22 protein-coding genes and 1 riboswitch are annotated in these 23778 nt (G+C 48.7%); of the genes, 2 read left to right on the top strand and 20 right to left on the bottom strand.

Annotated features, from left to right (window positions below; all coding sequences use genetic code 11):
• Positions 1–42: 42 nt before the first annotated feature.
• From recG to KNO90_RS09270, 5 genes are all read right to left on the bottom strand, one after another.
• The gene (gene recG, locus KNO90_RS09290; protein ID WP_214740054.1) at positions 43–2073 is read right to left on the bottom strand and encodes an ATP-dependent DNA helicase RecG; all 2031 of its coding nucleotides are present in this window, start codon (positions 2071–2073) and stop codon (positions 43–45) included.
• Positions 2060–2947: an L-serine ammonia-lyase, iron-sulfur-dependent, subunit alpha gene (gene sdaAA, locus KNO90_RS09285; RefSeq protein WP_214740053.1), complete on the bottom strand. Its 888-nt coding sequence runs from the start codon at positions 2945–2947 to the stop codon at positions 2060–2062. The genes recG and sdaAA overlap by 14 nt, the downstream gene beginning before the upstream one ends.
• A gap of 12 nt (positions 2948–2959) precedes the next feature.
• Complete coding sequence (sdaAB, locus tag KNO90_RS09280) at positions 2960–3622, bottom strand: L-serine ammonia-lyase, iron-sulfur-dependent subunit beta (protein ID WP_214740051.1); 663 nt, start codon at positions 3620–3622, stop codon at positions 2960–2962.
• A gap of 63 nt (positions 3623–3685) precedes the next feature.
• A complete protein-coding gene (locus tag KNO90_RS09275; RefSeq protein ID WP_214740049.1) occupies positions 3686–5365 on the bottom strand; it encodes a DAK2 domain-containing protein in 1680 nt (559 codons plus the stop codon).
• 22 nt (positions 5366–5387) lie between these two features.
• A complete protein-coding gene (locus tag KNO90_RS09270) occupies positions 5388–5750 on the bottom strand; it encodes an Asp23/Gls24 family envelope stress response protein (RefSeq protein WP_214740047.1) in 363 nt (120 codons plus the stop codon).
• A gap of 252 nt (positions 5751–6002) precedes the next feature.
• Between KNO90_RS09270 and rpmB the strand changes: the two genes are divergently transcribed.
• The gene (gene rpmB / locus KNO90_RS09265; protein ID WP_015881349.1) at positions 6003–6191 is read left to right on the top strand and encodes a 50S ribosomal protein L28; all 189 of its coding nucleotides are present in this window, start codon (positions 6003–6005) and stop codon (positions 6189–6191) included.
• A 55-nt stretch (positions 6192–6246) separates the two neighbouring features.
• Here rpmB and KNO90_RS09260 read toward each other — a convergent pair whose 3' ends face one another.
• The 13 genes from KNO90_RS09260 to gmk form a co-directional block, all read right to left on the bottom strand.
• Positions 6247–6834 carry a thiamine diphosphokinase gene (locus KNO90_RS09260; protein WP_214740045.1) on the bottom strand — a complete coding sequence of 196 codons (588 nt, stop codon included), beginning with the start codon at positions 6832–6834 and terminating at the stop codon, positions 6247–6249.
• Positions 6831–7406 (bottom strand): energy-coupled thiamine transporter ThiT, encoded by a 576-nt coding sequence (gene thiT, locus KNO90_RS09255; protein WP_214740043.1) that lies wholly within the window; start codon positions 7404–7406, stop codon positions 6831–6833. The genes KNO90_RS09260 and thiT overlap by 4 nt, the downstream gene beginning before the upstream one ends.
• Positions 7407–7478: 72 nt before the next feature.
• A riboswitch (TPP riboswitch) is annotated at positions 7479–7580 on the bottom strand.
• Between the two features lie 20 nt (positions 7581–7600).
• Positions 7601–8257 (bottom strand): ribulose-phosphate 3-epimerase, encoded by a 657-nt coding sequence (gene rpe, locus KNO90_RS09250; protein WP_214740041.1) that lies wholly within the window; start codon positions 8255–8257, stop codon positions 7601–7603.
• Positions 8258–8260: 3 nt separating this feature from the next.
• Positions 8261–9145 carry a ribosome small subunit-dependent GTPase A gene (gene rsgA, locus KNO90_RS09245; protein ID WP_214740039.1) on the bottom strand — a complete coding sequence of 295 codons (885 nt, stop codon included), beginning with the start codon at positions 9143–9145 and terminating at the stop codon, positions 8261–8263.
• A 45-nt stretch (positions 9146–9190) separates the two neighbouring features.
• Positions 9191–11137 (bottom strand): Stk1 family PASTA domain-containing Ser/Thr kinase, encoded by a 1947-nt coding sequence (gene pknB / locus KNO90_RS09240; protein ID WP_214742360.1) that lies wholly within the window; start codon positions 11135–11137, stop codon positions 9191–9193.
• Positions 11138–11142: 5 nt separating this feature from the next.
• Positions 11143–11877, bottom strand: coding sequence for a Stp1/IreP family PP2C-type Ser/Thr phosphatase (locus tag KNO90_RS09235; RefSeq protein WP_214740037.1), 735 nt, complete (start codon positions 11875–11877; stop codon positions 11143–11145).
• Between the two features lie 8 nt (positions 11878–11885).
• On the bottom strand, positions 11886–12971 hold the full coding sequence (gene rlmN, locus KNO90_RS09230) for a dual-specificity RNA methyltransferase RlmN (protein ID WP_214740035.1): 1086 nt from the start codon (positions 12969–12971) through the stop codon (positions 11886–11888).
• Between the two features lie 3 nt (positions 12972–12974).
• Complete coding sequence (gene rsmB / locus KNO90_RS09225; RefSeq protein WP_215113486.1) at positions 12975–14306, bottom strand: 16S rRNA (cytosine(967)-C(5))-methyltransferase RsmB; 1332 nt, start codon at positions 14304–14306, stop codon at positions 12975–12977.
• Positions 14293–15693 (bottom strand): methionyl-tRNA formyltransferase, encoded by a 1401-nt coding sequence (gene fmt, locus KNO90_RS09220; protein ID WP_214740031.1) that lies wholly within the window; start codon positions 15691–15693, stop codon positions 14293–14295. The genes rsmB and fmt overlap by 14 nt, the downstream gene beginning before the upstream one ends.
• 11 nt (positions 15694–15704) lie before the next feature.
• Entirely contained in the window at positions 15705–18029 is a 2325-nt protein-coding gene (priA, locus tag KNO90_RS09215) for a primosomal protein N' (RefSeq protein WP_215113485.1), read from the bottom strand.
• Entirely contained in the window at positions 18026–19216 is a 1191-nt protein-coding gene (coaBC, locus tag KNO90_RS09210) for a bifunctional phosphopantothenoylcysteine decarboxylase/phosphopantothenate--cysteine ligase CoaBC (RefSeq protein ID WP_214740028.1), read from the bottom strand. The genes priA and coaBC overlap by 4 nt, the downstream gene beginning before the upstream one ends.
• Positions 19217–19274: 58 nt before the next feature.
• Positions 19275–19484 (bottom strand): DNA-directed RNA polymerase subunit omega, encoded by a 210-nt coding sequence (gene rpoZ, locus KNO90_RS09205; RefSeq protein WP_015881337.1) that lies wholly within the window; start codon positions 19482–19484, stop codon positions 19275–19277.
• Positions 19484–20131, bottom strand: coding sequence for a guanylate kinase (gmk, locus tag KNO90_RS09200; protein ID WP_031421596.1), 648 nt, complete (start codon positions 20129–20131; stop codon positions 19484–19486). The genes rpoZ and gmk overlap by 1 nt, the downstream gene beginning before the upstream one ends.
• Positions 20132–20262: 131 nt before the next feature.
• On the opposite strand from gmk, the gene KNO90_RS09195 reads away from it, so the two are divergent.
• Complete coding sequence (locus KNO90_RS09195; RefSeq protein WP_214740026.1) at positions 20263–21951, top strand: Rqc2 family fibronectin-binding protein; 1689 nt, start codon at positions 20263–20265, stop codon at positions 21949–21951.
• Positions 21952–21991: 40 nt separating this feature from the next.
• On the opposite strand, the gene KNO90_RS09190 is transcribed toward KNO90_RS09195, so the two are convergent.
• Both KNO90_RS09190 and KNO90_RS09185 read right to left on the bottom strand, forming a co-directional pair.
• Positions 21992–22930, bottom strand: coding sequence for an FUSC family protein (locus KNO90_RS09190; RefSeq protein WP_214740024.1), 939 nt, complete (start codon positions 22928–22930; stop codon positions 21992–21994).
• Entirely contained in the window at positions 22927–23757 is an 831-nt protein-coding gene (locus KNO90_RS09185) for a DUF4097 family beta strand repeat-containing protein (RefSeq protein ID WP_214740022.1), read from the bottom strand. The genes KNO90_RS09190 and KNO90_RS09185 overlap by 4 nt, the downstream gene beginning before the upstream one ends.
• Positions 23758–23778: the final 21 nt, after the last annotated feature.

Below are 23778 nucleotides of genomic sequence, written 5' to 3'. Positions count from 1 at the left end.
TACTAATAGCAGTATATATTCTTTAGTCGTCATTTTCAAGTATTATTCTAACCTTTCCCCGACGAGAAGGTCGAGTTGTTTCAAATAGTTTCGTAAAACGTCATACTGGGCATCATGCCAAAAAGCCTCACTCCCGAGAAGCGCTACAGCATCTTGTCTCGCCACTTCCATCACTTTTAAATCGAGAACCGGATCAGCTACCCGAAAACTCGGCAAACCACTTTGCGCGGTACCGAAGAAATCTCCAGCACCACGTAACTCTAAATCTTTCTCGGCTAAAACAAAGCCATCGTTCGTTTCCGTCATCGTCTTCAAACGGACTTTCCCGACATCCGATTTCGGGTCTCCGACAAGGATACAAAATGATTGATGGGCACCACGACCGACCCGCCCGCGCAACTGGTGTAATTGAGCAAGTCCGAAGCGTTCGGCATCATGAATGATGATGAGCGAAGCGTTCGGGACGTTCACCCCGACTTCGACGACTGTCGTCGAAACAAGGATTTGCGTCGTGTTATCCGCAAATGACTTCATCACGTCGTCCTTTTCTGCGCTCGACAACTTCCCGTGCATCAGACCAACGCTATAATTCGAGAAGCGTTCTTTCAACAGTTCATACAACGCCGTCGCACTCTCCACTTCAAGCGTATCCGATTCCTCGATGAGCGGTGCGATGACATACGCTTGTCGACCAAGCGTTAGTTCGCGATCGACCATCGAATGGACACGGTCGATTTGGTCATGCTTAGCCCAATACGTCTCAATCGGTTTTCGACCTTTTGGCATCTCATCGATGGTCGAAACATCCATCTCACCGAAGGCACTGATGGCGAGCGTTCTCGGAATCGGGGTCGCCGTCATATATAGGACGTCGGCAAACTCCGCCTTGTCTCGTAGCTTCTTCCGCTGTTCAACACCAAAACGGTGCTGTTCGTCTGTAATCGCTAAATGGAGATTGGAAAACTCGACCGGTCCTTGGATGAGCGCGTGCGTCCCGACGATGATGTCGACGTCACCTGATTGAATCGCTGAGAGTAACGCCTCCCGCACCTTTCCTTTCACCGAGCTCGTCAAAAGGGCGATCTTGATGCCAAATGGTTCAAATAATTCTTGTAATGAGGTGGCATGTTGTTCTGCAAGAATCTCTGTCGGAACCATCAGTGCACCCTGATACCCGGCCATGACGGTCGCATACAAGGCAATCGCGGCAACGACGGTCTTCCCGCTCCCGACATCCCCTTGTAACAATCGGTTCATCCGCTCCGGTTTTTCAAGATCCGACACGATTTCACGGATGACCCGTGTCTGCGCTCCAGTCAACGGAAATGCGAGTCGTTTCACAAATTCATTCAACTGTTGTTTATCGAGTTGAAGGGCCCGACCGTTTCCTGACCGCTCCATTTTTCGAAACGCTTGTAGTTTCAATTGATACAGTAAACATTCTTCATAGACGTAACTTCGTCTTGCCTGCTTATACGTCTCTACCGTATCCGGTAAATGCATCCCACGAAGCATCGCCATTCGGTCAACTAACCGATATCGGTCGCGAATGGCCTGTGGCACCTGTTCAGGGAGATCATTCACTTGTTCAAACGCTAGTTTTACGATTCGACTAAAGTTCTTTTGTGTCAGTCCTGCTCGTAGAGAGTAGATTGGTTGGAGACCACCAGAGGGGGCACCGAATTCGAGGTCGGTTGCGCTAATCGTCATCCGGTTCATGTCCCACTTCCCTTTGACCGTCACTGTCTCACCGATAACTAACTTTTCTTTATAGAACGCCCGATTGAACATCGTCACTTGTACGGCATACCGTTCTTCTAATAATAAACGGAACTGTAGTCGATTTTTCCCTTTACTGTAATAACGAACGAGTGGTTCAGCTTGAACCGTCCCACTCCATTTAACTAGGTCACCATGAACGGCTGTCGTTACCGTCCCACTATTATAATTCTCATAACGAAACGGGACGTGCTCCAGCACGTCCTCGATTCGAACAAGTCCCATCACTTCTAATTTTTTGGCCATCTCTGGCCCGACCCCTTTCAGCGTCGTCAATCGGTCATTGTTTTGCATCTTCTTTCGCTCCAAATATATTTCGTTCGAGGCGACGAGCCGTCGGCGTATTCGCAAGACCACCTTTGGCCGTCTCTTTCAACGCGGTCGGCATCATCTGACCGACTTCGTGCATCGCTGAGATGACCTCGTCACAAGGAATACGTGAGGTAATCCCCGCGAGCGCCATGTCAGCTGCGACAATGGCATTGGCACCACCCATGGCGTTCCGCTTAACGCACGGCACTTCGACGAGCCCCGCCACAGGATCGCAGACGAGACCAAGCATATTTTTAAGGGCAATCGCAAAGGCTGTCGCCGATTGGTCCGGTGTCCCACCGGCCGCTTCAACGATGGCCGCGGCTGCCATTCCAGTCGCCGAACCGACCTCGGCTTGGCATCCGCCGGCCGCTCCTGAAATCGAGGCGTTGTTCGCTACGACGAATCCGAATGCTCCTGACGTGAACAAATAACGAATCATCGCGTCGCGGTCCATTTCCAGACGATCTTTCACCGCAAACAACGTTCCTGGTACGACCCCGGCGCTCCCCGCAGTCGGTGTCGCACAAATTCGTCCCATCGCCGCGTTCACTTCGTTCGTCCCGATCGCTTTCGACACGGCATCTAAAATGAGATCCCCTGCGAGCGACTTGCCCGAACGAATGTAATCTTGCATGAGTACGGCATCGTTCCCCGTCAATCCCGTCACCGATGTCACCCCTTGAAGTGCCCGTTCGACCGCCTCTTCCATGACCTCGAGGTTACGGTCCATCATCCCGATGATGTCCTCTCGACTCGAACGTCTGACATGCATCTCTTGCTCAATCATGACTTCAGAAATCGGGATGTTTCGTTCTGTTGCAATCGTCACTAACTCTTCTACTGATTTAAACATCTCACATTCTCCTTATTCCCCAAAAATAGCAATCCGTTCGATTTGCGGCAATCGTTCCAACTCAGCGAGCACTTCCGCAGGAATGGTTTCATCAATCTCAATCGCCATCAACGCCTGCATCCCTTTTTCGTGACGACTCACTTCCATATGACCAATGTTTAATTGGTGATTCGCCAACACACCCGTTACTGCCGCGATCGCCCCGAATCGGTCATGGTGTAAGACGACGAGCGCAGGTCCCCCACCTGTCAGTTTCAACGGGAATCCGTTCAATTCCGTGATTTCAATCGTTCCCCCACCGATCGAGATTCCGACAATTTCAAATGTGCCCAATTCATCTTTTAGTAACACGCGGGCCGTATTCGGATGATCCGTCAACAGGTCACTCGTCTCAAAGATGACCTCGATCCCTTTTTCACGGGCGATGTCTAACGCCTGCGGGATTCTCAAATCGAACGTATCGAATCCCATGATTCCACCGACGATGGCCACATCCGTCCCGTGACCCCGATACGTGTCAGCAAACGACCCGTAAAATGTGATGTGCGCCGTACGCGGCGTTCTTCCGAATAACTTCCCAGCCATCAAGCCGATGCGAGCAGCACCTGCTGTATGCGAACTCGACGGTCCGACCATGACCGGACCAATGATGTCAAACACACTCCGATATTTCATCAAATTTTCCCCCTTTCAAAAATCCCTACCTTCATTATACAGAAGGTAGGGATTCGAAACAGCTTATTCCACACTAAAAATATAAGAGTAAAGCGGTTGTTTGCCGTCGTGAACTTCAATTTCAATCTCATCATTTACTGATTCGATATAAGACGTCAACGCCTCGACGTCTGATTCAGAAGAACCTTCTCCTGTTAGGATCGTGACGATCTCGTCGTCTGCGTCGATGAGCGCATCAACTAATCGTTTAGCCGCTTCAAGACTAGACGGAGAGGAAGAAACGATTTTCTTCTCTGCGATCGCCATATGTTCATCTTTTTTGATTTCAACACCATCGATGCTCGTATCACGAACAGCGTATGTGACTTGTCCAGACTTCACAGCTGACGCAGCCGCATTCATCGCTTGTTCGTTCATCTCGACATCCGCTTCAGGGTTGAATGCGATAGCTGCCGCGAGTCCTTGTGGGACCGTCTTCGTCGGAATGACCGAAACGCCGCACGGTGCGACAGATGCCGCTTGTTCAGCCGCCATGATGATGTTGGAGTTGTTCGGGAAGATGAAGACGTGTTCCGCATGTGCCGACTCAATCGCCTTGACGATATCTTCTGTCGATGGGTTCATCGTCTGTCCACCTTCGATGACGTGTGCCGCCCCAAGTGAACGGAACAATTCGCTGACACCTTCACCCATTGCGACCGTCACGATGGCAAATGGTGCTTTTGGCTTCTCTGCTTGTTGAACACCGTGTTGGTTGGCACCTTGTTCTTCTTCGAGAATCGTTGAATGTTGTTGACGCATGTTCTCGATCTTGACTGCAACGAGCTCACCGAAACGTTGACCTTTCGTGATGACTTCACCAGGTGTCTCGACGTGAACGTGAACTTTTAAGAGTTCTTCATCCGCAACGACAAGGAGAGAATCCCCGAGTTCAGATAACTCATTGCGGAATGCGTCTTCGTTGAACGGTGCATCTTTCAACTTGTCCTCTTGGAAACGGACCATGATCTCTGTACAGTAACCGAATTCGATGTCCTCTGTTGACATGAATCCTTGCGCCGCATGCGCGTGGTGTTCTGCTTCGATCAAGGCGTCCATGACCGGTGTATGTGGTTTTTCGAGTTCTTTTCCTTCAAGACTTGCGAGGAATCCTTCATAAATGACGAGAAGCCCTTGACCACCCGAGTCGACGACGCCGACTTCTTTTAATACCGGCAATAAGTCCGGTGTACGGTCTAACGATGCTTTCGCTTCGACGATGACACGTTCCATAAATTCAGTGAAATCACTTGTCGACTCTGACGCAAGAAGCGCTTCGTCGGCCGCTTCACGAGCAACCGTCAAAATCGTTCCTTCAACCGGTTTCATAACCGCCTTGTATGCCGTGTCGACACCGCGCTTGAGCGCTTCTGCAAAATCAACTGTTGTCAGTTCTGCTTTTCCTTCAACAGCTTTCCCGAACCCGCGGAACAACTGGCTTAAAATAACGCCCGAGTTTCCACGTGCCCCCATCAGGAGTCCACGAGCAAACTTTGATGATACCTCCGCGATATCTGATGAGTTCATGGCCGCTACTTCTTTCGCACCCGACGTCATCGTCAAGTTCATGTTCGTCCCCGTATCTCCGTCTGGAACCGGGAAGACGTTAAGCGAATCCACATAATCTGCGTTTTGGCTCAAGTTGGCCGCTCCGTTCGCGATCATGTTTGAGAGCGCCAATCCATCTAATCGTTTTAAACCCACACCAAATCCTCCTCCGTTTTCGTCAGTCATTCGTCAGACGAACGCCTTGAACGAATATATTTACCGACGAAACGTTTAATCCTAAAGTTTCTCCGAGCGTATACTTCACTCGACTTTGCACGTTGTATGCGACTTCAGATACTTTCGTCCCGTAGCTTACGATAATGTGCATGTCGATATGTACGTCTTCTTCATCTTGACGTACGACGACACCTCGTGCGTAATTTTCACGTTTTAACAATTCAGCAATGCCGTCTTTCAGTTGTGCTTGTGAAGCCATGCCGACCACACCGAAGCATTCCATCGCCGCACCACCTGCGAGTGTCGCGATAACGTCACTTGTGATGTCAATATTGCCATATGTTGTCTTCATTTCAATTGCCATATGGAGTAGCCTCCTTTATTCGGAATGATTCCTAATGTACATTCTACAATAAGTACCTAGTTATTAAAAGAACCTGCTCCAGAATCTCGGTCAATTAACGCGATAACCTCATTCATTATTCAAATCCTTGAGAGTAATGTCAAGTTTTTTTCTTGTCATGGTATGATTTTCTAGTTGCATCGGGAAAAAAGCCGTGCTAATATAAACGAGTGTCTATTAGGACGAACCCACATAAAAAAGGAGGGGAAACGCATGGCACGTAAATGCTACGTAACAGGTAAATCACCTAAATCAGGTAACAACCGTTCGCACGCACTCAACAAGACAAAACGTACTTGGGGTGTAAACGTACAAAAAGTTCGTATTCTCGTTGACGGTAAACCGAAACGCGTTTGGGTTTCAGCTCGCGCACTTAAATCAGGTCTCGTTGAACGCGTATAATACTTATACACGAACGAATAAATCCCAGCGGCATTCGCCGATGGGATTTTTTTGTTTATTTTTTGACAATCATGACAAGTACCATTCCCTCATGAACCGTCAACCGGGCAGATGCTTCGACCCACTCATTCGAAACGGTCAATGCTTCTCCGCTCTTGACCTCATGATGATCGAGTGGATATTTGACACCTTTAATCGAAATCGTGGCCGTCTTCCAAGGCATGAAGGACAGATAATGTCCCTCTTGTTTCGGAATCCCAGAATCACCCGGTCGAGCGAGAAAAATCATGTTTCCCTTCCCATGGAGAATCATCCCTGGATACGATTCGAGTAGACCAACGTTTGCGAACGTCATGTCAATCCGTCCCCCGAGCGCACCGTACACATCCATCCGTGTCGCCCCCCGATCGATCGCCAACTGAAGCGCAATCTCAAGATCCGTCACATCTTTCTCCGACGGAAAACGTAGCGCCTCCTCGGGCAGTAGTCCTTTGTACGAGTCAAAATCGCCCACTACGACGTCCGCATCGATTTTTTCATCTAACAGCTTTTGATACCCACCATCCACTCCAATGACTAAATCGGCATCACGCGGTAAGTCCGGAATAGGTTCCGGACTCGCCGCGACAATCAAGACGTTCATTGACGAATGTCCCGTGTCGCCACACGCGTGAAGCGTGGAGCTGTCGTGAAGAGTAATACTAATACGATGGCTGAGATGACAAACGACGGAACCATATACGTCGCGTTATAGCCGAGTGAATACGCCACGACCGGCCCTTCCGCATACTCAGCGAAAAAGACGATTCCTGAGATGACATGAGCCGCATATCGCAATGCCGACCCAATCAATGCGCCAAGCACTAAATAGGTTGCGAGCGTCTTCGTCGCCCCTTGAGTAGCAGCCTGTTTCACACGTCCGGCAAAGACGCCGGCCACACCGACAAGTCCATACGCGACCGTATAATCAAGTAGGAACTGTACGGGTGTGAAAATATAGGCGCCAAACAAGAGTTGAAGCGTCCCGACGAGCGCTCCTGTCGCAAGTCCACCTTTCAGTCCGTGACGGAATGCCATCACAAAGATCGGGAGCATCGCTAAACTGATTGACCCTCCTTGTGGCAAACGGTATGGGATGAGTAAATCAAAGATTAGTCCAAGCGCCGCGAACAATGAAATTTCGATAAGTGCTTGTAATTTGAAACGTGATTTCATCTTTCTTCCTCCTTTATTGTGTGAACGACAAAAAGCAGCATGACGTAAACGCCATGCTGCTTCGATTCGCAACGTGCATTTTCGCCACATCCCTACGTCCGTGTGAACGGAACAGGTTCAAAGGGTTAGCGTAATGCCTCTCAGCCACATCATGTGACACCCCTTGCGACTCTATCTTGTTGTTCTATCGTTGATTATACACGAGATGCGCCACGAATGCTATCAATGGCTGCTTTATAATCCGGTTGATTGTAAATCGCAGATCCAGCAACGAGTACGTCAGCACCCGCATCGATACAAAGCTTCGCCGTCTCTTCGTTGACCCCACCATCGATTTCAATTTCAAAATCGAGCTGACGGTCTTGACGAATCTGGTTGAGCGCTGAAATTTTCGGCACGACGGATTCAATGAACGCTTGTCCCCCGAACCCTGGGTTGACGGTCATGAGCAACACCATATCGACGTCTTCGAGGACATGTTCAATCGTAGACAACGGAGTATGCGGATTCAAGACGACGCCACACTTCGCTCCCGCGGCTTTAATTTGTTGCAAAACGCGATGTAAATGGTTCGTCGCTTCCACGTGCACCGTGACGATATCCGCACCCGCCTTGACGAAATCTTCGACATAGCGCTCCGGTTGATCAATCATCAAATGCACATCGAGAACCATGTCTGATTTTTTACGTAAGCTTGCGAGGACCGGTAGCCCAATCGAGATGTTCGGCACGAACTGACCGTCCATCACGTCAAAATGAATGTAGTCCGCTCCTGCTTCTTGAACAGCTTTCACTTCCGCCTCTAAATTGGCAAAGTCTGCCGCTAAAATTGATGGTGCGATTTTAATCATCTGTCAATACCTCCGTTTTCGATCGTTTAACTCTTCCATAAAGGTAACATAATTCTCATAGCGTGTTGAAGCAATTTCGCCATCTTCCACGGCTTGCTTGATAGCACACCCCGGTTCATTGATGTGGACACATCCTCGGAACTTACAATCGTCATGTCGTTCCACAAACTCCGGGAAACACCATCTGAGCTCATCTGACTCGAGTTCTTGCGGGAACTCGAGACTCGAAAATCCCGGTGTATCTGCAACAAGCCCGTCGGCTAATTGAATCAACGTCACATGACGTGTCGTATGTTTCCCTCGCCCGAGCGACTTGGAGATGGCCCCTGTCGCCAACTCGAGCTCTGGAGCAACCGCATTGAGTAACGAACTTTTCCCGACGCCTGTCTGCCCGGCAAAAACGCTTGTGTTTCCTTTAAAGAGCTTCCTGACTTCTTCGACCCCATGCGCCTGCTCCGTCGATGTCTCAATCACGTCATACCCGATGGTGCGATAACGGGCAATCGCTTCTTGAATTCCTTCTGCTTCGCTATCCGTCAATAAGTCCATCTTGGTTAACACGATGATCGGATGAATTTGTTTCGACTCGATTAACACGAGGAACCGGTCAAGCAAATGGTAAGAGAAGGCCGGTTCTTTCACGGAAAAGAGTAGAAACGCCTGATCGATGTTCGCAATCGGCGGACGGACAAGGTGGTTTTGACGCTCTTCTACTTCTAAAATATAGCCCGTTCCATCCTCTTGATCTTGAATCACCACGTCATCCCCGACGACAGGTGAGATGTTACGTTTACGGAAGTTTCCTCTTGCCCGACACCGAATCTCTTGACCCGACTCGGTCATCACATCATAAAATCCGCCTTGTAAACGAATGATTGTTCCTTTCACTCTGAGTTCCTCCCTTAAAAAAGAGGTGACGGCACCGTCACCTCTTTATTGTGCCTCTTTGGCTTGCGCATATGTGACGGAATCCGTTCGGACAACATCACCATCCACTTCAATCGTTGCTGTCCCGACTTCGTCTGGAGCAATGACGAGCGTGTAAGAATACGTTGTCGTTTCCGTGATTTTATCACGTAACACTTCGATTTCTCCTCGTGCATCGACCGTACGAATCACAACTTCGACCGCTTTCGGCTTCTTGTTTTTTTCCGGCTGTTCGACCTCGACACTCACTTCTCGTTCAATCGAGACATCGGTCGGTTCGACCCCTTCCGATACGATGACCGTCAGTTCAGTACCCGGGTCGACTGCTGTACCGGCAGTCGGAAGTTGACGAATGATTTGACCTTTAGGAACACTCGTCGAAAATTCGTCACGTCTCACAATCTTCAATTTATTTTGCTCGGCATAGATGGACGCTTCATCGAACGTATACCCTGCCAGATTTGATAGTTCTACCTTGTTGCTTCCTGTCGAGACGACAAGCGTGACCGTCACTTCAGAAGGAACGACTTCCTCGCCCGGGTCGAGCGATTGCGAAATCACATCTCCGCTGTCGACCGTTTCCGAAGCTTCTGTTTTGATTTCAAGGTCACTGAACGCTAAATCTTTTAGCATACGTTCAGCTGCTGATTGGGACAGTCCCTCCACATTCGGCATTTCGACGGTTTCTTTCCCGGCCGAAACAACGATGGTCACCGTCGTGCCTCGTTTCGGTTTACGCCCTTCTTGCGGGTTTTGTGAAATGACTTCACCTTCTTCTACGTCATCACTCGCCCGTTCTGTCACTTCGACGACAAATCCTGAGTCTTCGAGTTCTGATGTGGCATCGCCGATACTCATTCCGACGACATCGGGTACAACGGCACGCGACATTTCATCCGCGACTACGTAAGCCGTAATACTCCCTCCAATTAGCAACATAACGAGTAAAATCCAAATCCACCATTTTCGTTTCTTCTTGACCGGTGGTTTTTCTTTTTCCTGCTCGTTCGAAGCAGAAGTCTGAGAAGTTTGCACAGGTGCTTCCGTTTTTTCATCAGGAATGACCGGTGCCATGACGAGTGTATGATCAAACTCTTCTTGGCTCGCCGGAAGACGTTTCGGCTCATTTGCCCGTTCACGGCTAAGTGAGGTCATACAATCTTTTTTAAAGGCAGCGACAGATACGTGACGGGCACCAGGTGATTTCGCTAACGCTTGCATGACACAGTTTTCGAGCGCTTGTGGAATATTTGGGTTCAAGTCAATTGGTCGAATCGGATCGTCCTGCAGATGTTGCAGTGCCACTGCAACAGGCGTCTCTCCAACAAAAGGAACGCGACCTGTCAACAATTCGTACAAAACGGCACCGAGCGAGTAGATATCTGACTTTTCATCGGCGAATTTCCCACGTGCCTGCTCGGGTGAGAAGTAGTGCACAGAACCGAGCACCGACATCGTATGCGTCAACGTCGCATTCGACATCGCCACAGCGATTCCAAAATCGGTCACTTTCACGTTACCTTGTTGATCGATCATCATGTTTTGTGGTTTGATATCACGATGAATGATCCGGTTTGCGTGGGCATGATCAATTGCATCACAAATCTGTCCCACAATGCGTAATGCCTCGTCGACAGATATGTATTCCTCTTGCAAATATTGTTTTAACGTTACACCATCGACATACTCCATGACGATGTAGTACAAATCCTCTTCATCACCGACGTCATAGATGGCGACGATATTGGGATGGTTCAGACTTGTAGCCGCATGGGCTTCACGCTCGAACCGGCGTATAAATTGTTCGTTATGTGAGAATTCAGATCGCAACACCTTGATGGCGACGGTTCGGTTTAAGATCTCGTCATGAGCCCGGTAGACATTAGCCATGCCTCCGCTGCCGATTTGTTGTTCGATCCGATAACGATCGTTGATTCGTTCTCCGCTTCGCATCGGATTCATCCTCTCTTTCTATCTGTGAATTGAACGAGGGCGACTGTAATATTGTCGCTCCCTCCCAATTGATTGGCTTCCGCAATGAGCTGTTCCGCTTTTTGTTCTGCAGATACAGCTTGTTGTAACACATGTTGAATTGCCCCATCGGTCATATGTGTCGTCAATCCATCTGTACAAATTAAAATCACATCAAACTCTGGGTCAGCGAGCACTTGTATGTCTGGTTCGACTTGTTCACTTGAACCGATTGCCCGGGTAATGACATTTCGTTTTGGATGAATCCGCATCTCTTCTTCTGTGAGTTCACCGAGCTGTTTGAGCACGTTCACATAAGAATGGTCTTCTGTAAGACGCTTTAATTCATTGGATTGAAGTGCATACACGCGACTATCTCCAATATGAACGATGATGACTGTTTCACCGTGCCAACAAATAGCGGCCACAGTCGTTCCCATCATGACAAGGTTTGACTGTTTCGCAAATTGCAACACTTGATTGTTCGCCAAATCAATGTGATGGCGGAACCATCGCTCAATCTCGACAGGAGTCGACGGGAGAGACGGGAAGGCCCGCCGAAACTCTTCAATCACGATTTGACTCGCGACCTCTCCCGCTGCATGTCCACCCATGCCGTCTGCAACGAGTGCGATTCCTGATAAGGCATCGCCTAAGATTAAAACTGCATCTTCATTTTGTGTGCGTACTTGTCCACGATCTGTTCGAAATGCTAATTCCATCTTTCTGATTACCTCGTTTCTTGTTCGCGCTCCTTCGCCCGAAGCTGTCCACAAGCGGCATCGATATCCGATCCTTGTTCGCGACGAATCGTCACGTTCACGTTGCGGTCTTTGAGCACTTTTTCGAAGGCAAAGATTTGAGCACGCGGTGTCCGTACATAGTCACGTTCGAGTACATGGTTGACGGGAATCAAGTTGACGTGACATTTGATTCCTTTTAAAAGATCTGCCAACAGATGAGCATATTCTTCCGTATCGTTGACACCACCGAAGAGTCCATATTCAAACGTAATCCGGCGACCGCTCTTCTCCGTGTAATAACGGACTGCGTCCATCAATTTGTCCAAGTCAAAGGCACGGTTGATCGGCATGAGCTTGGTGCGCAATTCAGTCGTTGGTGCGTGAAGTGAAATGGCGAAGTTGATTCGCATCCCTTCATCAGCAAACTTGTAAATCTTCGGAACAATCCCACTCGTTGATACCGTGATATGTCGTGCTCCGATGTTGAGTCCGTTGTCATGGTTGACGGTGCGCAAGAAACGCATCAACTCATCATAGTTGTCGAACGGCTCACCAATCCCCATGACGACAATTGAGTCGACACGTTCGCCTGTGGCATCTAATGCGCGTTGTACGTCAAGAACTTGAGCCGTGATTTCTCCAGCCTCTAAGTTCCGTTTCAAGCCACCGAGTGTTGAGGCGCAGAACGTACATCCGATCCGACACCCAACCTGTGTTGTGACACAAATCGAGTTCCCGTATTCATGACGCATGAGAACCGTCTCAATCGAATAGCCATCTTGAAGTTCGAACAAGAATTTGATGGTACCGTCTTGTGACTCTTGCTTGACCAATTCTTTTAGCGTCGTCAATTGGAACGATGCTTCTAATTTGTCACGGAGGGCTTTCGGAACGTTCGTCATGTCGTCAAATGATGTAACCCGTTTGACGTACATCCAATCATATAATTGTTTCGCACGGAATGCCTTTTCTCCTGCTTCCATCACCCATGCTTCGAGTTCTGGGAACGTCAACGAATAAAGTGACGGTTTTGCGCCTAAGAGCGGATTTTTTTCTACTGCTTTTGGATTCATGTTTTATACCTCTTTCTTAAATGCGGCGATATAGAAGCCGTCGGTTCCGAATGTCGTCGGTAATAGTTTTAATTCAGCACGGTCCGGTGTCATGTTCGGACGAACAGATTGTGGGAGACGCCCCGTGAGCGTGTTGTCCCAGACCAGTCCTTTCGACAAAATGTAGTCAGCCTGGGTCTCATTTTCAGACGGGTCGATCGTACATGTCGAGTAAACTAGCGTACCACCTGGCTTGAGCAGTGGCAATACGGCATCGATGATTTGTCTTTGGATGTTTGGTAGGTTTTCAAGCTGGGTTTTATCCTTCGTCCACTTAATATCTGGTTTTCGGCGAATGACGCCAAGGCCAGAACAAGGGACATCTAAAAGGATTCGGTCAAAGCTTTCTTTTTCAAACCGTTCACCTGCTAAACGAGCATCAAGGGCAAGTGCGGTCACTCCATTGATGTGTAGACGTTTGGCTTGTTGGTCGATTAATTTTGCCTTGTGAGGATGTAAGTCAAGAGCGGTGAGCGATCCACCTTCCATCCGTTCAGCCGTATGCATCGCCTTGCCACCTGGCGCAGCACATGCATCCAAAATAACATCGTCTTTTGACACGCCAAGCGCATCCGCGACGATCATGGAACTCTCATCCTGAATGGATAGGAGACCTTCCTCGATGAACGTGGTCGAATGGATGTTCCCTGATTCCACGACGAGTCCATCTGCCGACAGTTCCGAACGTGACGTCAACACACCAGCATCAGCCAATCGGTTCATCATCTCGTCCACTGAAATGCGCTTCCGGTTGACTCGAATCGTGACAGGGGCAGGCTCATTGTTCAATTGACAAATCGCTTCTGCCGTTTCAACGCCATATAACTCAATCCAATCTGATACGAGCCATTCCGGATGACTGTGCTCAATGGCGATTCGTTCTGCATCAGTCAAGCTACTAAAGTCCGGAAACCCTTCCCGAAGCACATTGCGTAACACGCCGTTTACGAATTTGCTCGTCCCGAGGTGATGCCCTCGTTTCTTCGCGATTTCGACGGCTTCATGTAAGACGGCCCGGTCAGGTACTTTATCTAAATAGAAGAGTTGGTAAACGCTCATCCGAAGAAGTGGAAGGACAAATTTGTCGAGCTTCTTCGGAGAACGGATTCGGTCTTTCAATATATAATCGAGCGTTCCTTTTCGGCTAAGCGTCCCATATACGAGTTCGGTATAGAGACCGACATCTTTTGGGGCAACTTTTTTTTGTTTCAATGTGTCATTGACGGCAATCGTCGAATACGCGCCGCCTTGTTCAATTTTCATCAGCGTATCAAGCGCTGCTTCACGTACGTTCATGAGTTCCTCCTAATCGGTCGCCACTGCGTAGCTTTTGTCCTGCGCCACGCATAAAGGTTGCACCATCCATCCGTTTCTTGCCTGCGGGCTGTAAATCGGTGACCTTGATGGCAACATCGTTTCCGGTCGCCACGACAAATCCGTCATCTTCAAGGCGAATGACTTCTCCCGGCTGTCCCGTACCTGTCGTCTTCTCACCCATAAACAATTTCACACGTTCGCCCTCAAGCGTTGAATAGGCCGTCGGGAACGGATTCATTCCTCGAATATGGTTGTAGATAGACTCGCCATCCATTGTCCAATCAATCTGTTCACGCTCACGGCTGATATTCGGAGCAAACGTCACATCACGCTCGTCTTGAGGCACTGCCTCAATCCACCCTTCTAAAAACGCGGGAAGCGTTCGAATGAGCAAATCACTTCCAGCTACAGCCAGCTTATCAAACAATGACCCGACCGTATCCGTTTCTTCAATCGGAACGATCGTATTGGCAATCATGTCACCTGCATCTAATTTGTCGACCATATACATGATGGTTACCCCTGTCTCCGATTCTCCATCGATGATGGCTTGATGGATCGGGGCACCTCCACGATATTTCGGAAGAAGGGAAGCATGGACATTGATGGCTCCGTGAGGCGGTGCCTCAAGTAAAGCAGGCGGTACGATTTGACCGTACGCTGCTGTCACAATCAAATCGGGCTTCAACTCTAAAATGTCTGCATAGTCTGTTCGAACTTTTTCAGGCTGCAACACGGGAATACCGTGACGAAGCGCACACTCTTTCACCGGTGTCGGCTTGAGTTCACGTTTACGCCCGACCGGTTTATCCGGTTGTGATACGACACCTACGACATTGTATCCTTCTTCAAGCAGTCGCTCAAGTACCGATACGGCAAATGTCGGTGTTCCCATGAAAACAATCCGCTTGTCTTTTCCAGGGTTTGGAACAGCGATCTTGTCTGTGAACAAGACGCCATCCAAATGATCCATTTCATGTTGAATCGCACGGGCGAAAAAACCGCTCGCTTGAATCGTATGGGTGCGTCCTTTCAAGTCTTGGTTTTTCACAACGATTGACTCATGACGTTCGACAAATCCAAATTCACCTGGAATGCTTAAGCATCCCTCTAGTCCAACTTCTCGACCTGATGCTTCAATGATTTCCGGGTTAATCAAGACGAGTGGTCCCGTCTCGTCGTCGGTATGGACGACTGCGAGTCGTTGATTCAAATTGACTTGCGGTGCCGCGACGCCGACTCCGTCATACTCATACATCGTATCAAACAAACGGTCGACCGTTTGACGTAATTTTTTATCAAATTTCGTCACCGGTTCGCATGTTACGCGTAAAATGTCATTTGGTACTTCTACTACTTTATACATTTCTCTCCACCTCACATGAATACGTATGGGTTCACATCGATACTCATTTGATATTCTTTCTTACTGATTGCTTTCGCTCTCGCTTGTTGTAATCGTGCTAGCTCTGCATAAAGCGATTCAGGTTGTTTCGTTTTAATGAACACTTGATAACGATAAGCGTTCTTTAATTTTGATAACGGTGCCGGCATCGGTCCGTTCAAACGGCTATTTTCCACTTGTGCGTGTAAAAAGTCAGATGCGAACAGTTCTGCCTCAGCCTTGGCGACGAGCGGGTTTTCCGCAGAGAACGTGACCAGCGTCAAAAACCAATACGGTGGATGGTTTCCGACTTGTCTGAGTCCCATCTCTTTGGCAAAGAACGTCTCATAATCATGTTCACTCGCCGTCTCGATCACATAATGGTCCGGGTTATACGTTTGAACGAACGCCTCACCCGGAAGTTTTCCGCGCCCTGCTCTTCCTGCTACCTGGGTGACGAGTTGGAAGGTCCGTTCTGTCGCCCGAAAATCAGGCATGCCGAGCGTCGCATCGGCTGCGAGCACCCCGACAAGTGTGACGTTCGGGAAATCGAGTCCTTTGGCGATCATCTGCGTACCAAGTAAGATGTCGGCCTCCCCTTCTTCGAAACGGCGCAACAACTGTTCATGCGACCCTTTCCGTGACGTCGTGTCCTGATCCATTCGAATGATGCGAGCCTCCGGAATTCGGTTCAACAGTTCCGTTTCGATTTTCTGGGTACCTGATCCGAACTGTTTGATTTTCTTGCTATTACAGGATGGACACGTCGACGGCATACCGACCTCGTAACCACAATAGTGGCACTTCAACCGATCTCCATACTGATGATATGTCAAATTGACGGCACAATGCGGACATGTCATGCCTTCACCGCAGTCCCGGCACATGACGAACGTCGTGAACCCACGACGGTTCAATAAAATGACGCATTGCTCTTTTTTCTTGATCCGGTCGAGAATGCCTTGGAACAATTCCTCTGAGAACATCGTCGTATTGCCTTTGGCCAATTCACGGCGCATATCAATGATATGAACGGGTGGCATCTCGCCACCGTATCGTTCTTTCAAATGCAGATAGCGATAGACGCCTTTCTGTGCCCGGGCATACGATTCGAGCGACGGAGTGGCACTGCCCAATACAACAGGACATCCATGATAGCGAGCCCGCCAAATAGCGACATCGCGCGCATGATAGCGCGGGTTCTCCTCTTGCTTATACGTCGTCTCATGCTCTTCATCTAAGATGATCAGACCGAGTCGGTCGAGCGGGGCAAAGATAGCAGAACGGGCACCGACGACAACGTCGACTTCATTCCGTTTAATCTTACGCCACTCATCGTACTTTTCACCTTTAGACAAGGCGCTATGCAACACGGCGACCCGATCGCCGAAACGACGCTTGAAGCGCTTGACCATCATCGGCGTCAAACTGATCTCAGGGACAAGTAAGATGGCTTGTTTCCCTTCATCGATGACTTGTCCGATTGATTCTAAATAGACCTCGGTCTTCCCGCTCCCCGTCACGCCATGAACGAGCAACGTCTCACCGGCATCTGCCTCGTGAATGGCCAAGACTGCACTTGCCTGACTGTCGTTCAATTGAACGGATTCCTCGACCTGTTCGATTGTCGCGTACGGGTCACGATTCAATTCCACTTTGGTCAGTCGCACCGCTCCGATGTCTTCAAGCTTTTGAAGTTGAGGGCGAGTGAGACCAATTTGACGGAGTGCCGACCAATACATGCGTGGCGTCTCTTCTAGCTGTTGAATCGCTTCGAGTTGTTTTTTGGCACGCTTCGAAACGACGGTTGCATCAAGCAGTTCAACAACGATATCTGTTTTAAATGTCTTCTTTTCTTTCAGGACAGGTGAGAGGGTCAGTTCCCCTTTTTTAGCGAGTTCAAGAATGACCGATTGGACGTCTTTCGGATATTCCGATAAATGCGTCCCTAAACGAACCCCGTCAGGGACATGCCCCTCTTTAATTTCTTTATCATAACTGACCTTGAGCGCTGCTGGTAGCATCGCAAGCAGGGCGGATGAACGAAAGCATAACGTCGTCTCTTTCACATGAATGGACAAGTCAAGTAACTCATCCGTAAGAGAAGATTCTTCATCTAATAAGGCTTCGAGCGGCTTCAATCCATCCCTCGTCCCGTCCGACGTGCCGACGACGATTCCGAGCAGACGTCGTGAACCGAACGGGACAGAGACGCGCATTCCGGGTTCAATCAACGACTCGAACTGTTCCGGCACTTCGTAATCAAATGGACGATCAATCGTAATTACCGGTGCATCAACGTGTACATGTGCAATCATCGGACCGCTTCCTTAAATTGTGTGAGCAGTTCGAACGCCAACGCCTTCTTCGATTGCTTTGGTAGACTAAGTGTCGTCCCGTCCGCACGGAACAAGACGACCTCATTGTCGTCTGCTCCAAATCCGACGTCACTTGATGACACATCGTTCGCGACGAGAAAATCGACGTTCTTTCGTTTCAACTTCGCAGCTGCATGCTCCTCGAGTCTCTCCGTTTCAGCTGCAAAACCGACCAACACTTGATGGGTCTTCTTCTCACCGAGTGATTTTAAAATGTCTGTCGTTTCTTCAAGTTCGATTGTGAGTGGCCCATGCACTTTCTTATGCTTCTCTGCATGAACTGTTTTCGGACGATAATCCGCGACTGCCGCCGACTTCACGACGAGGTCTGAAGCCTCAAAGCGGCTCGTCACTTCGCGCAGCATCTCTTCACTTGACTTGACAGGAACCGCTGTCACGCCATCTGGGACCGGAACTTGGAGCGGGCCATGGACAAGCGTGACACGGGCACCCATGTCACGTGCCACTTCTGCTAGTGCGACGCCCATTTTTCCAGAAGAGTCATTTGATAAGTAACGGACGGGGTCAATACGTTCCACCGTCGGTCCAGCCGTAATCAACACGTCTTTTCCAAGATACAGTTTCGGGACGAACTGGCTTTCAATGATGCGTACTAAGTCTTCCGGTTCTGGTAGACGTCCCCCACCAATCCATCCACAAGCCAAGTTGCCGACACCCGGTTCAATCAACTGATAACCGTATGACTTTAATGTCTCAATATTCCGCTGCGTGGCAGGATGTTCGAGCATGTTCACGTTCATGGCCGGTGAGACGATGACTGGGCACTTTGCAGCAAGTATGGCCGTCGTGATGAAGTCGTCTGCAATCCCGTTCGCTAATTTTGCGATCGTGTTCGCAGTTGCAGGAGCGACGACAATCAAGTCACTCGAGTCGACGACATCAATATGTGCGATTTTTGTCGGGTCATGCTCTTCAAACACGTCCGTGTAGACCGGGTTTCGACTGAGCGCCTGGAAGGTCGCCTGACCCACGAATTGTTCTGCCGACTTCGTCATCGCGACGCGAACATTCGCTCCGGCTTGAACCAATTTCGATGTGAGGGCACACGCCTTGTAGGCGGCAATTCCACCACTCACGCATAACAAAATAGTACGATCCTTCACCATTCCCAAACTCCCCCTTATAGACAATGAGACCCAAGTCGCAAACGACTTGGGTCACACTTCATCCGTTGTTTTTTTCGTTCACGATGATTGTCGTATCACCCGAAAATAGTTCTTCTAACGCTTGACCGACCGGCTTATATGATTTTGGCTCGGCGACTTTCGGTGCTTTTCCATCTTGAATCTGACGCGCCCGTTTCGCAGCGACCGTTACGATCGTGTATTTTGACGGGATAGTACGTTGTAAGGCATCAATCGAAGGGTATAACATTAAATGACCTCCATCATGGCTTTTTTATAGAGTGACGCAACACGTTCACGTTTACAATGCTCAGCTGTCACGATCGCTTTAATCCGATCGATGGCTTTGTCAACCTCGTCGTTCGTGACGACATAGTCGTAAGCGTCCATCAATTCGATTTCTTCACGCGCGACGAGAAGGCGTTGTTTAATAACTTCTTCTGACTCCGTGCCTCGTCCGATCAGACGATTGCGAAGTTCTTGAAGGCTTGGTGGTGCCAAGAATAAAAAGACGGCTTCTGGAAGAAGTTCTTTTACTTGGAACGCTCCTTGCACCTCGATTTCAAGAATGACATCTTGACCGCTTTCGAGCGTTTCACGCACCCACTCTACAGGCGTCCCGTAATAGTTACCGACAAACTCGGCATGTTCAAGCAGTTCTTTTTGTTCGATCATCCGTTCGAACTCTTCTCTTGATTTGAAGAAGTAATGCACTCCTTCAACTTCCCCTTCACGTGGCTTTCGCGTCGTCGCCGACACCGAATATTGAAGGTTATTGTCCTCTTCTTCGCGAAGAGCACGGCAAACGGTTCCTTTTCCGACACCGCTCGGTCCAGACAAAACGATTAATAATCCTCGTTCTTTAAAATTCACTGCAAGCCCTCCATCTTCTAACATCACATTTAATTATAATAGCAGTCAATCAATTGTCCCGGCAAGAAGAAGTTCGGATTTCCTACTCCATCGTACCATATTTTCTGTTTTTCTGATAACGTAGAGACAGAAAATGAACAAAGGTGATGAGATCATTGGCTTATGATGGATTAATGACATATCGTGTCGTACAAGAATTACAATCGCTCGTCGGAGGGCGAATCAACAAGGTACATCAACCGTATTCGCTCGATTTGATGATTCAAGTTCGTTCGAATCGTCAAAACGCGCAACTCTTGATATCAGCAAACGCGATGTATGCCCGTCTTCAGTTGACGGATACACCGATTAAAAACCCGCAAGAACCACCGATGTTTTGCATGATGCTCCGTAAACATGTGGAAGGTGGCTTCATCACGGCAATCGAACAAATTGGCCGGGACCGTGTCATCGTCATTTCCGTTCGTTCTCGGAACGAGCTCGGCGATGAAGAGTCGAAGAAAGTATACATCGAATTGATGGGACGCCACTCGAACGTCGTCTTGACGACGGAGGAAGGCAAGATTTTAGATGCAATCAAGCATCTCCCACCTTCACAAAACACGTATCGAACCATCATGCCGGGGAGTGACTATCTCCTTCCGCCGGAACAACATAAATTCGATCCGTTATCTGATTTGACGGAAGGGTTGAAACGCATCGACTGGAATGCCGGCAAGCTCGATAAACAGATTGTCTCCACGTTCGCCGGCGTCAGTCCACAAATCGCACAGGAAGTCGTACATCTTGCAAAGATGCCTAACCGCGATTCCGTTCAACAGGCGTTCGAAAACGTCCTTCGTCAACTCGAAGGTCCTTATGTATTCCAACAACTTGCGAATGGTAAAGAACGGTTCGCTCCGATTGCGTTGACAGCCGGGGACATCGAAACTGAAGAAATGTATAAGTCGAGTCAAGAAGTCCTCGACCGTTTCTACTATGAAAAAGCGAACCGAGACCGTGTCAGACAACAAGCACACGATGTCGAACGACTATTAAAATCAGAGCTTGAAAAAAATCTGCTGAAGCGACGCCGTCTTTTAGATGACTTGAAAGCGACGGAACGGGCGGATGAGTTACAAAAATACGGAGAGTTGTTGACGACATATTTGTTCCAACTCGAAAAAGGGATGCGGGTCGCCGAAGTCGTCGATTATTATGACGAGAACGGTGCGACCATCTCCATTCCACTCGACCCGCTCAAAACACCGAATGAGAACGCTCAGCAATACTATAAAAAATACAACAAACTGAAAGTCGCGAAAGTCGAAGTAAAGAAACAGCTTGAACTGAACGATGCGGAGATTGCGTACCTAGAAACACTCATCGCGCAACTCGACGTCGCATCACCGTCGGATCTGCTCGAGATTCGGGAAGAACTCGCAGAAGAAGGATACATCCGTCAAAAGCGTCAAAAGAAAAAAGCGAACCCGAAGATTTCACTCGAAGCATACACCTCTTCAACGGGCACAGAATTCTTTGTCGGGAAGAATAATACACAAAACGACCACCTCACATTCAAATTTGCGCGTCGTGACGAGATTTGGTTACACGTCAAAGACATCCCAGGTTCTCACGTCATCATTCGTTCGACGGAACCGGATGAGACGACACTAGTCGAAGCCGCATCAGTCGCAGCCTACTACTCGAAAGCACGTGCGTCGAGTGGCGTCCCTGTTGATTACACGCGTGCTCGCTTCGTGAAAAAACCGAGCGGTGCGAAACCAGGGTTCGTCATCTATACGGATCAACAGACCGTCTACGTGACTCCAGATGAGCAATTGATGAAGTCTTTGAAACAGTGATAAATGAAAACCCGCCATGGTTCATGGCGGGTTTTCATGTTTATGATGTGGGATCATGTTTAAACGCTTCGAGCTGTTCATGATAGTCGAGCAAATGCCCGTGTAAAATTTCTGAAACGGATAAATCTTCGTGCGGTAGTTTGAAAAGTGAATAGGGTTTGTCACATGTATACAGAATATCGTGATGGTGCGCTAATAAATACAGAAACTCAGATTCGAACGCTTGACGCTCTTCCTCGCTCATCAATAGGAACGCTTCTTTATGTTCAGCCAAACTCTCTAACAAAAGGACAAGCTTGTCTTCTAAATGAATCAATAAGCGATACTGCTTGATTGTCATATACTTCAATTTGACGTTCGTCACTTTCATATCCTCTTGGAGCATCATATGAAGCTCTTGATGGCCAAGAATGCGAGCTCGCGTATCTAACAGTTCTGCCGGAGAACCGACGAGTTCTCGCCAATGATGAAACAGATAAGAAGAAGTCTTTCGTACCTCGTTCAACAACCGGTCCTCATAACGAGGAGGCATGAACGCGTAATTGACACCGAGTGAGACGAACACACCGACCGCCGTCAATAACGAACGGGTCCACGCATAATGGAAGAAATCCGAAGTGGGACTTTCGAGCATCATAACGATGGCAAACGCCGCATACGTCGACATGTGGGTCTTATCGAACGTCGTGTTAAGTGTAAGCGAGACGATGACGGCCAACCCAATCGAGAGCGGATTGACACCGAACAAATAGACGATGAAAAGTCCACACATGAGACCGACGACCGTTCCGAATATACGACTGAAGACGATTTTTGAAGAACGCTTAACAGTCGGTTGCATCGCCACGACAGCTGCAATAGCGCCCATTCCCGAGTAAATCCCAAAAATGTACCATGAAATCGCGACGGTAATCGTGACGGCAATCCCTGTTTTTAACGTACGTAACCCGACTTTCGGGATGTATCGTTTTTCATTCATTTCAGTTCGACCTTTCCTGTTTCAGAAATCAGTTCAACAATCGGTCGATTCGATGTCGACAACTGATACACCCCTGGTTCAACTTCTTCGTAGCGATCACTACTCGAAACTTTACCTGCGGTGGTCACGTTCACTTGACCGGTCGCATGTTTCGGCGTGTAGCTAAGCGTTCCGGCTTCTGTTTGAATTGTCATCGCTTGATTGACGACGACATCACTCACCGTCGCATGACGATAAGAACGAATATCCCCGGTCACGAGTCTCGCCGATTCAATCGTCGTGTCACTTTTTGACTCGATTCGTAGGCGGTCACTATCGATTTGCTTCAAGTTGACGGCATTGACGTTCATGACAATGGTCTTCGCGTTTAATCCTTGCCCGGTCACTTGTTCTGCATCGAGATGAATCGATGTCATCGAGCTAGGCAACGAGACACGGATTTTGTATCGCGATGGTTCGTCGCTTGCTCGGCTACCGAAATAGCTGAACCATCCATAACGCTCGACGATATAGATGGTATCTCCGACCGATTTGACTTTGATTCGACGTTCTTTCGAGTTCGTCTGCATCACTTCAATTTGAACTTTTTCATTTGGACTTCGCACAAATTCAACGTTCCCATGATGGGTTTCGAGTCGTAACTTTTTCATTTGATATCGGTCTTCATACTGGTCTCCTAGCGCTAACAAATGACTGAATACAAATAAATTCACGAAAAAGAGCGCTGGGATGATGGTCAAGACGAGACCGAAGGCGATTTTACGATGTTTGGGAATGGAACGGAATCGTGCCCCCCATGTTTTTTCTTTGCTTCTTGAATACGCCATATGCCTCTCCTTTTTAAATCA

It is taken from the genome of Exiguobacterium sp. s63, from assembly GCF_018617335.1.
Lineage (GTDB): Bacteria > Bacillota > Bacilli > Exiguobacteriales > Exiguobacteriaceae > Exiguobacterium.
The sequence above is the reverse complement of the archived record's forward strand: the minus strand, read 5'-3'. Positions and strand labels throughout refer to the sequence as shown.

Bases quoted from the DNA above. Each gene is read 5' to 3' on its own strand.
- recG (WP_214740054.1), bottom strand. From the start codon at position 2,073: ATGCAAAACAATGACCGATTGACGACGCTGAAAGGGGTCGGGCCAGAG.
- sdaAA (WP_214740053.1), bottom strand. From the start codon at position 2,947: ATGTTTAAATCAGTAGAAGAGTTAGTGACGATTGCAACAGAACGAAAC.
- sdaAB (WP_214740051.1), bottom strand. From the start codon at position 3,622: ATGAAATATCGGAGTGTGTTTGACATCATTGGTCCGGTCATGGTCGGA.
- KNO90_RS09270 (WP_214740047.1), bottom strand. From the start codon at position 5,750: ATGGCAATTGAAATGAAGACAACATATGGCAATATTGACATCACAAGT.
- rpmB (WP_015881349.1), top strand. From the start codon at position 6,003: ATGGCACGTAAATGCTACGTAACAGGTAAATCACCTAAATCAGGTAAC.
- KNO90_RS09260 (WP_214740045.1), bottom strand. From the start codon at position 6,834: ATGAACGTCTTGATTGTCGCGGCGAGTCCGGAACCTATTCCGGACTTA.
- thiT (WP_214740043.1), bottom strand. From the start codon at position 7,406: ATGAAATCACGTTTCAAATTACAAGCACTTATCGAAATTTCATTGTTC.
- rpe (WP_214740041.1), bottom strand. From the start codon at position 8,257: ATGATTAAAATCGCACCATCAATTTTAGCGGCAGACTTTGCCAATTTA.
- pknB (WP_214742360.1), bottom strand. From the start codon at position 11,137: ATGCGAAGCGGAGAACGAATCAACGATCGTTATCGGATCGAACAACAA.
- KNO90_RS09235 (WP_214740037.1), bottom strand. From the start codon at position 11,877: ATGGAATTAGCATTTCGAACAGATCGTGGACAAGTACGCACACAAAAT.
- rlmN (WP_214740035.1), bottom strand. From the start codon at position 12,971: ATGAATCCAAAAGCAGTAGAAAAAAATCCGCTCTTAGGCGCAAAACCG.
- rsmB (WP_215113486.1), bottom strand. From the start codon at position 14,306: ATGAACGTACGTGAAGCAGCGCTTGATACGCTGATGAAAATTGAACAA.
- fmt (WP_214740031.1), bottom strand. From the start codon at position 15,693: ATGTATAAAGTAGTAGAAGTACCAAATGACATTTTACGCGTAACATGC.
- priA (WP_215113485.1), bottom strand. From the start codon at position 18,029: ATGATTGCACATGTACACGTTGATGCACCGGTAATTACGATTGATCGT.
- coaBC (WP_214740028.1), bottom strand. From the start codon at position 19,216: ATGGTGAAGGATCGTACTATTTTGTTATGCGTGAGTGGTGGAATTGCC.
- rpoZ (WP_015881337.1), bottom strand. From the start codon at position 19,484: ATGTTATACCCTTCGATTGATGCCTTACAACGTACTATCCCGTCAAAA.
- gmk (WP_031421596.1), bottom strand. From the start codon at position 20,131: ATGTTAGAAGATGGAGGGCTTGCAGTGAATTTTAAAGAACGAGGATTA.
- KNO90_RS09190 (WP_214740024.1), bottom strand. From the start codon at position 22,930: ATGAATGAAAAACGATACATCCCGAAAGTCGGGTTACGTACGTTAAAA.
- KNO90_RS09185 (WP_214740022.1), bottom strand. From the start codon at position 23,757: ATGGCGTATTCAAGAAGCAAAGAAAAAACATGGGGGGCACGATTCCGT.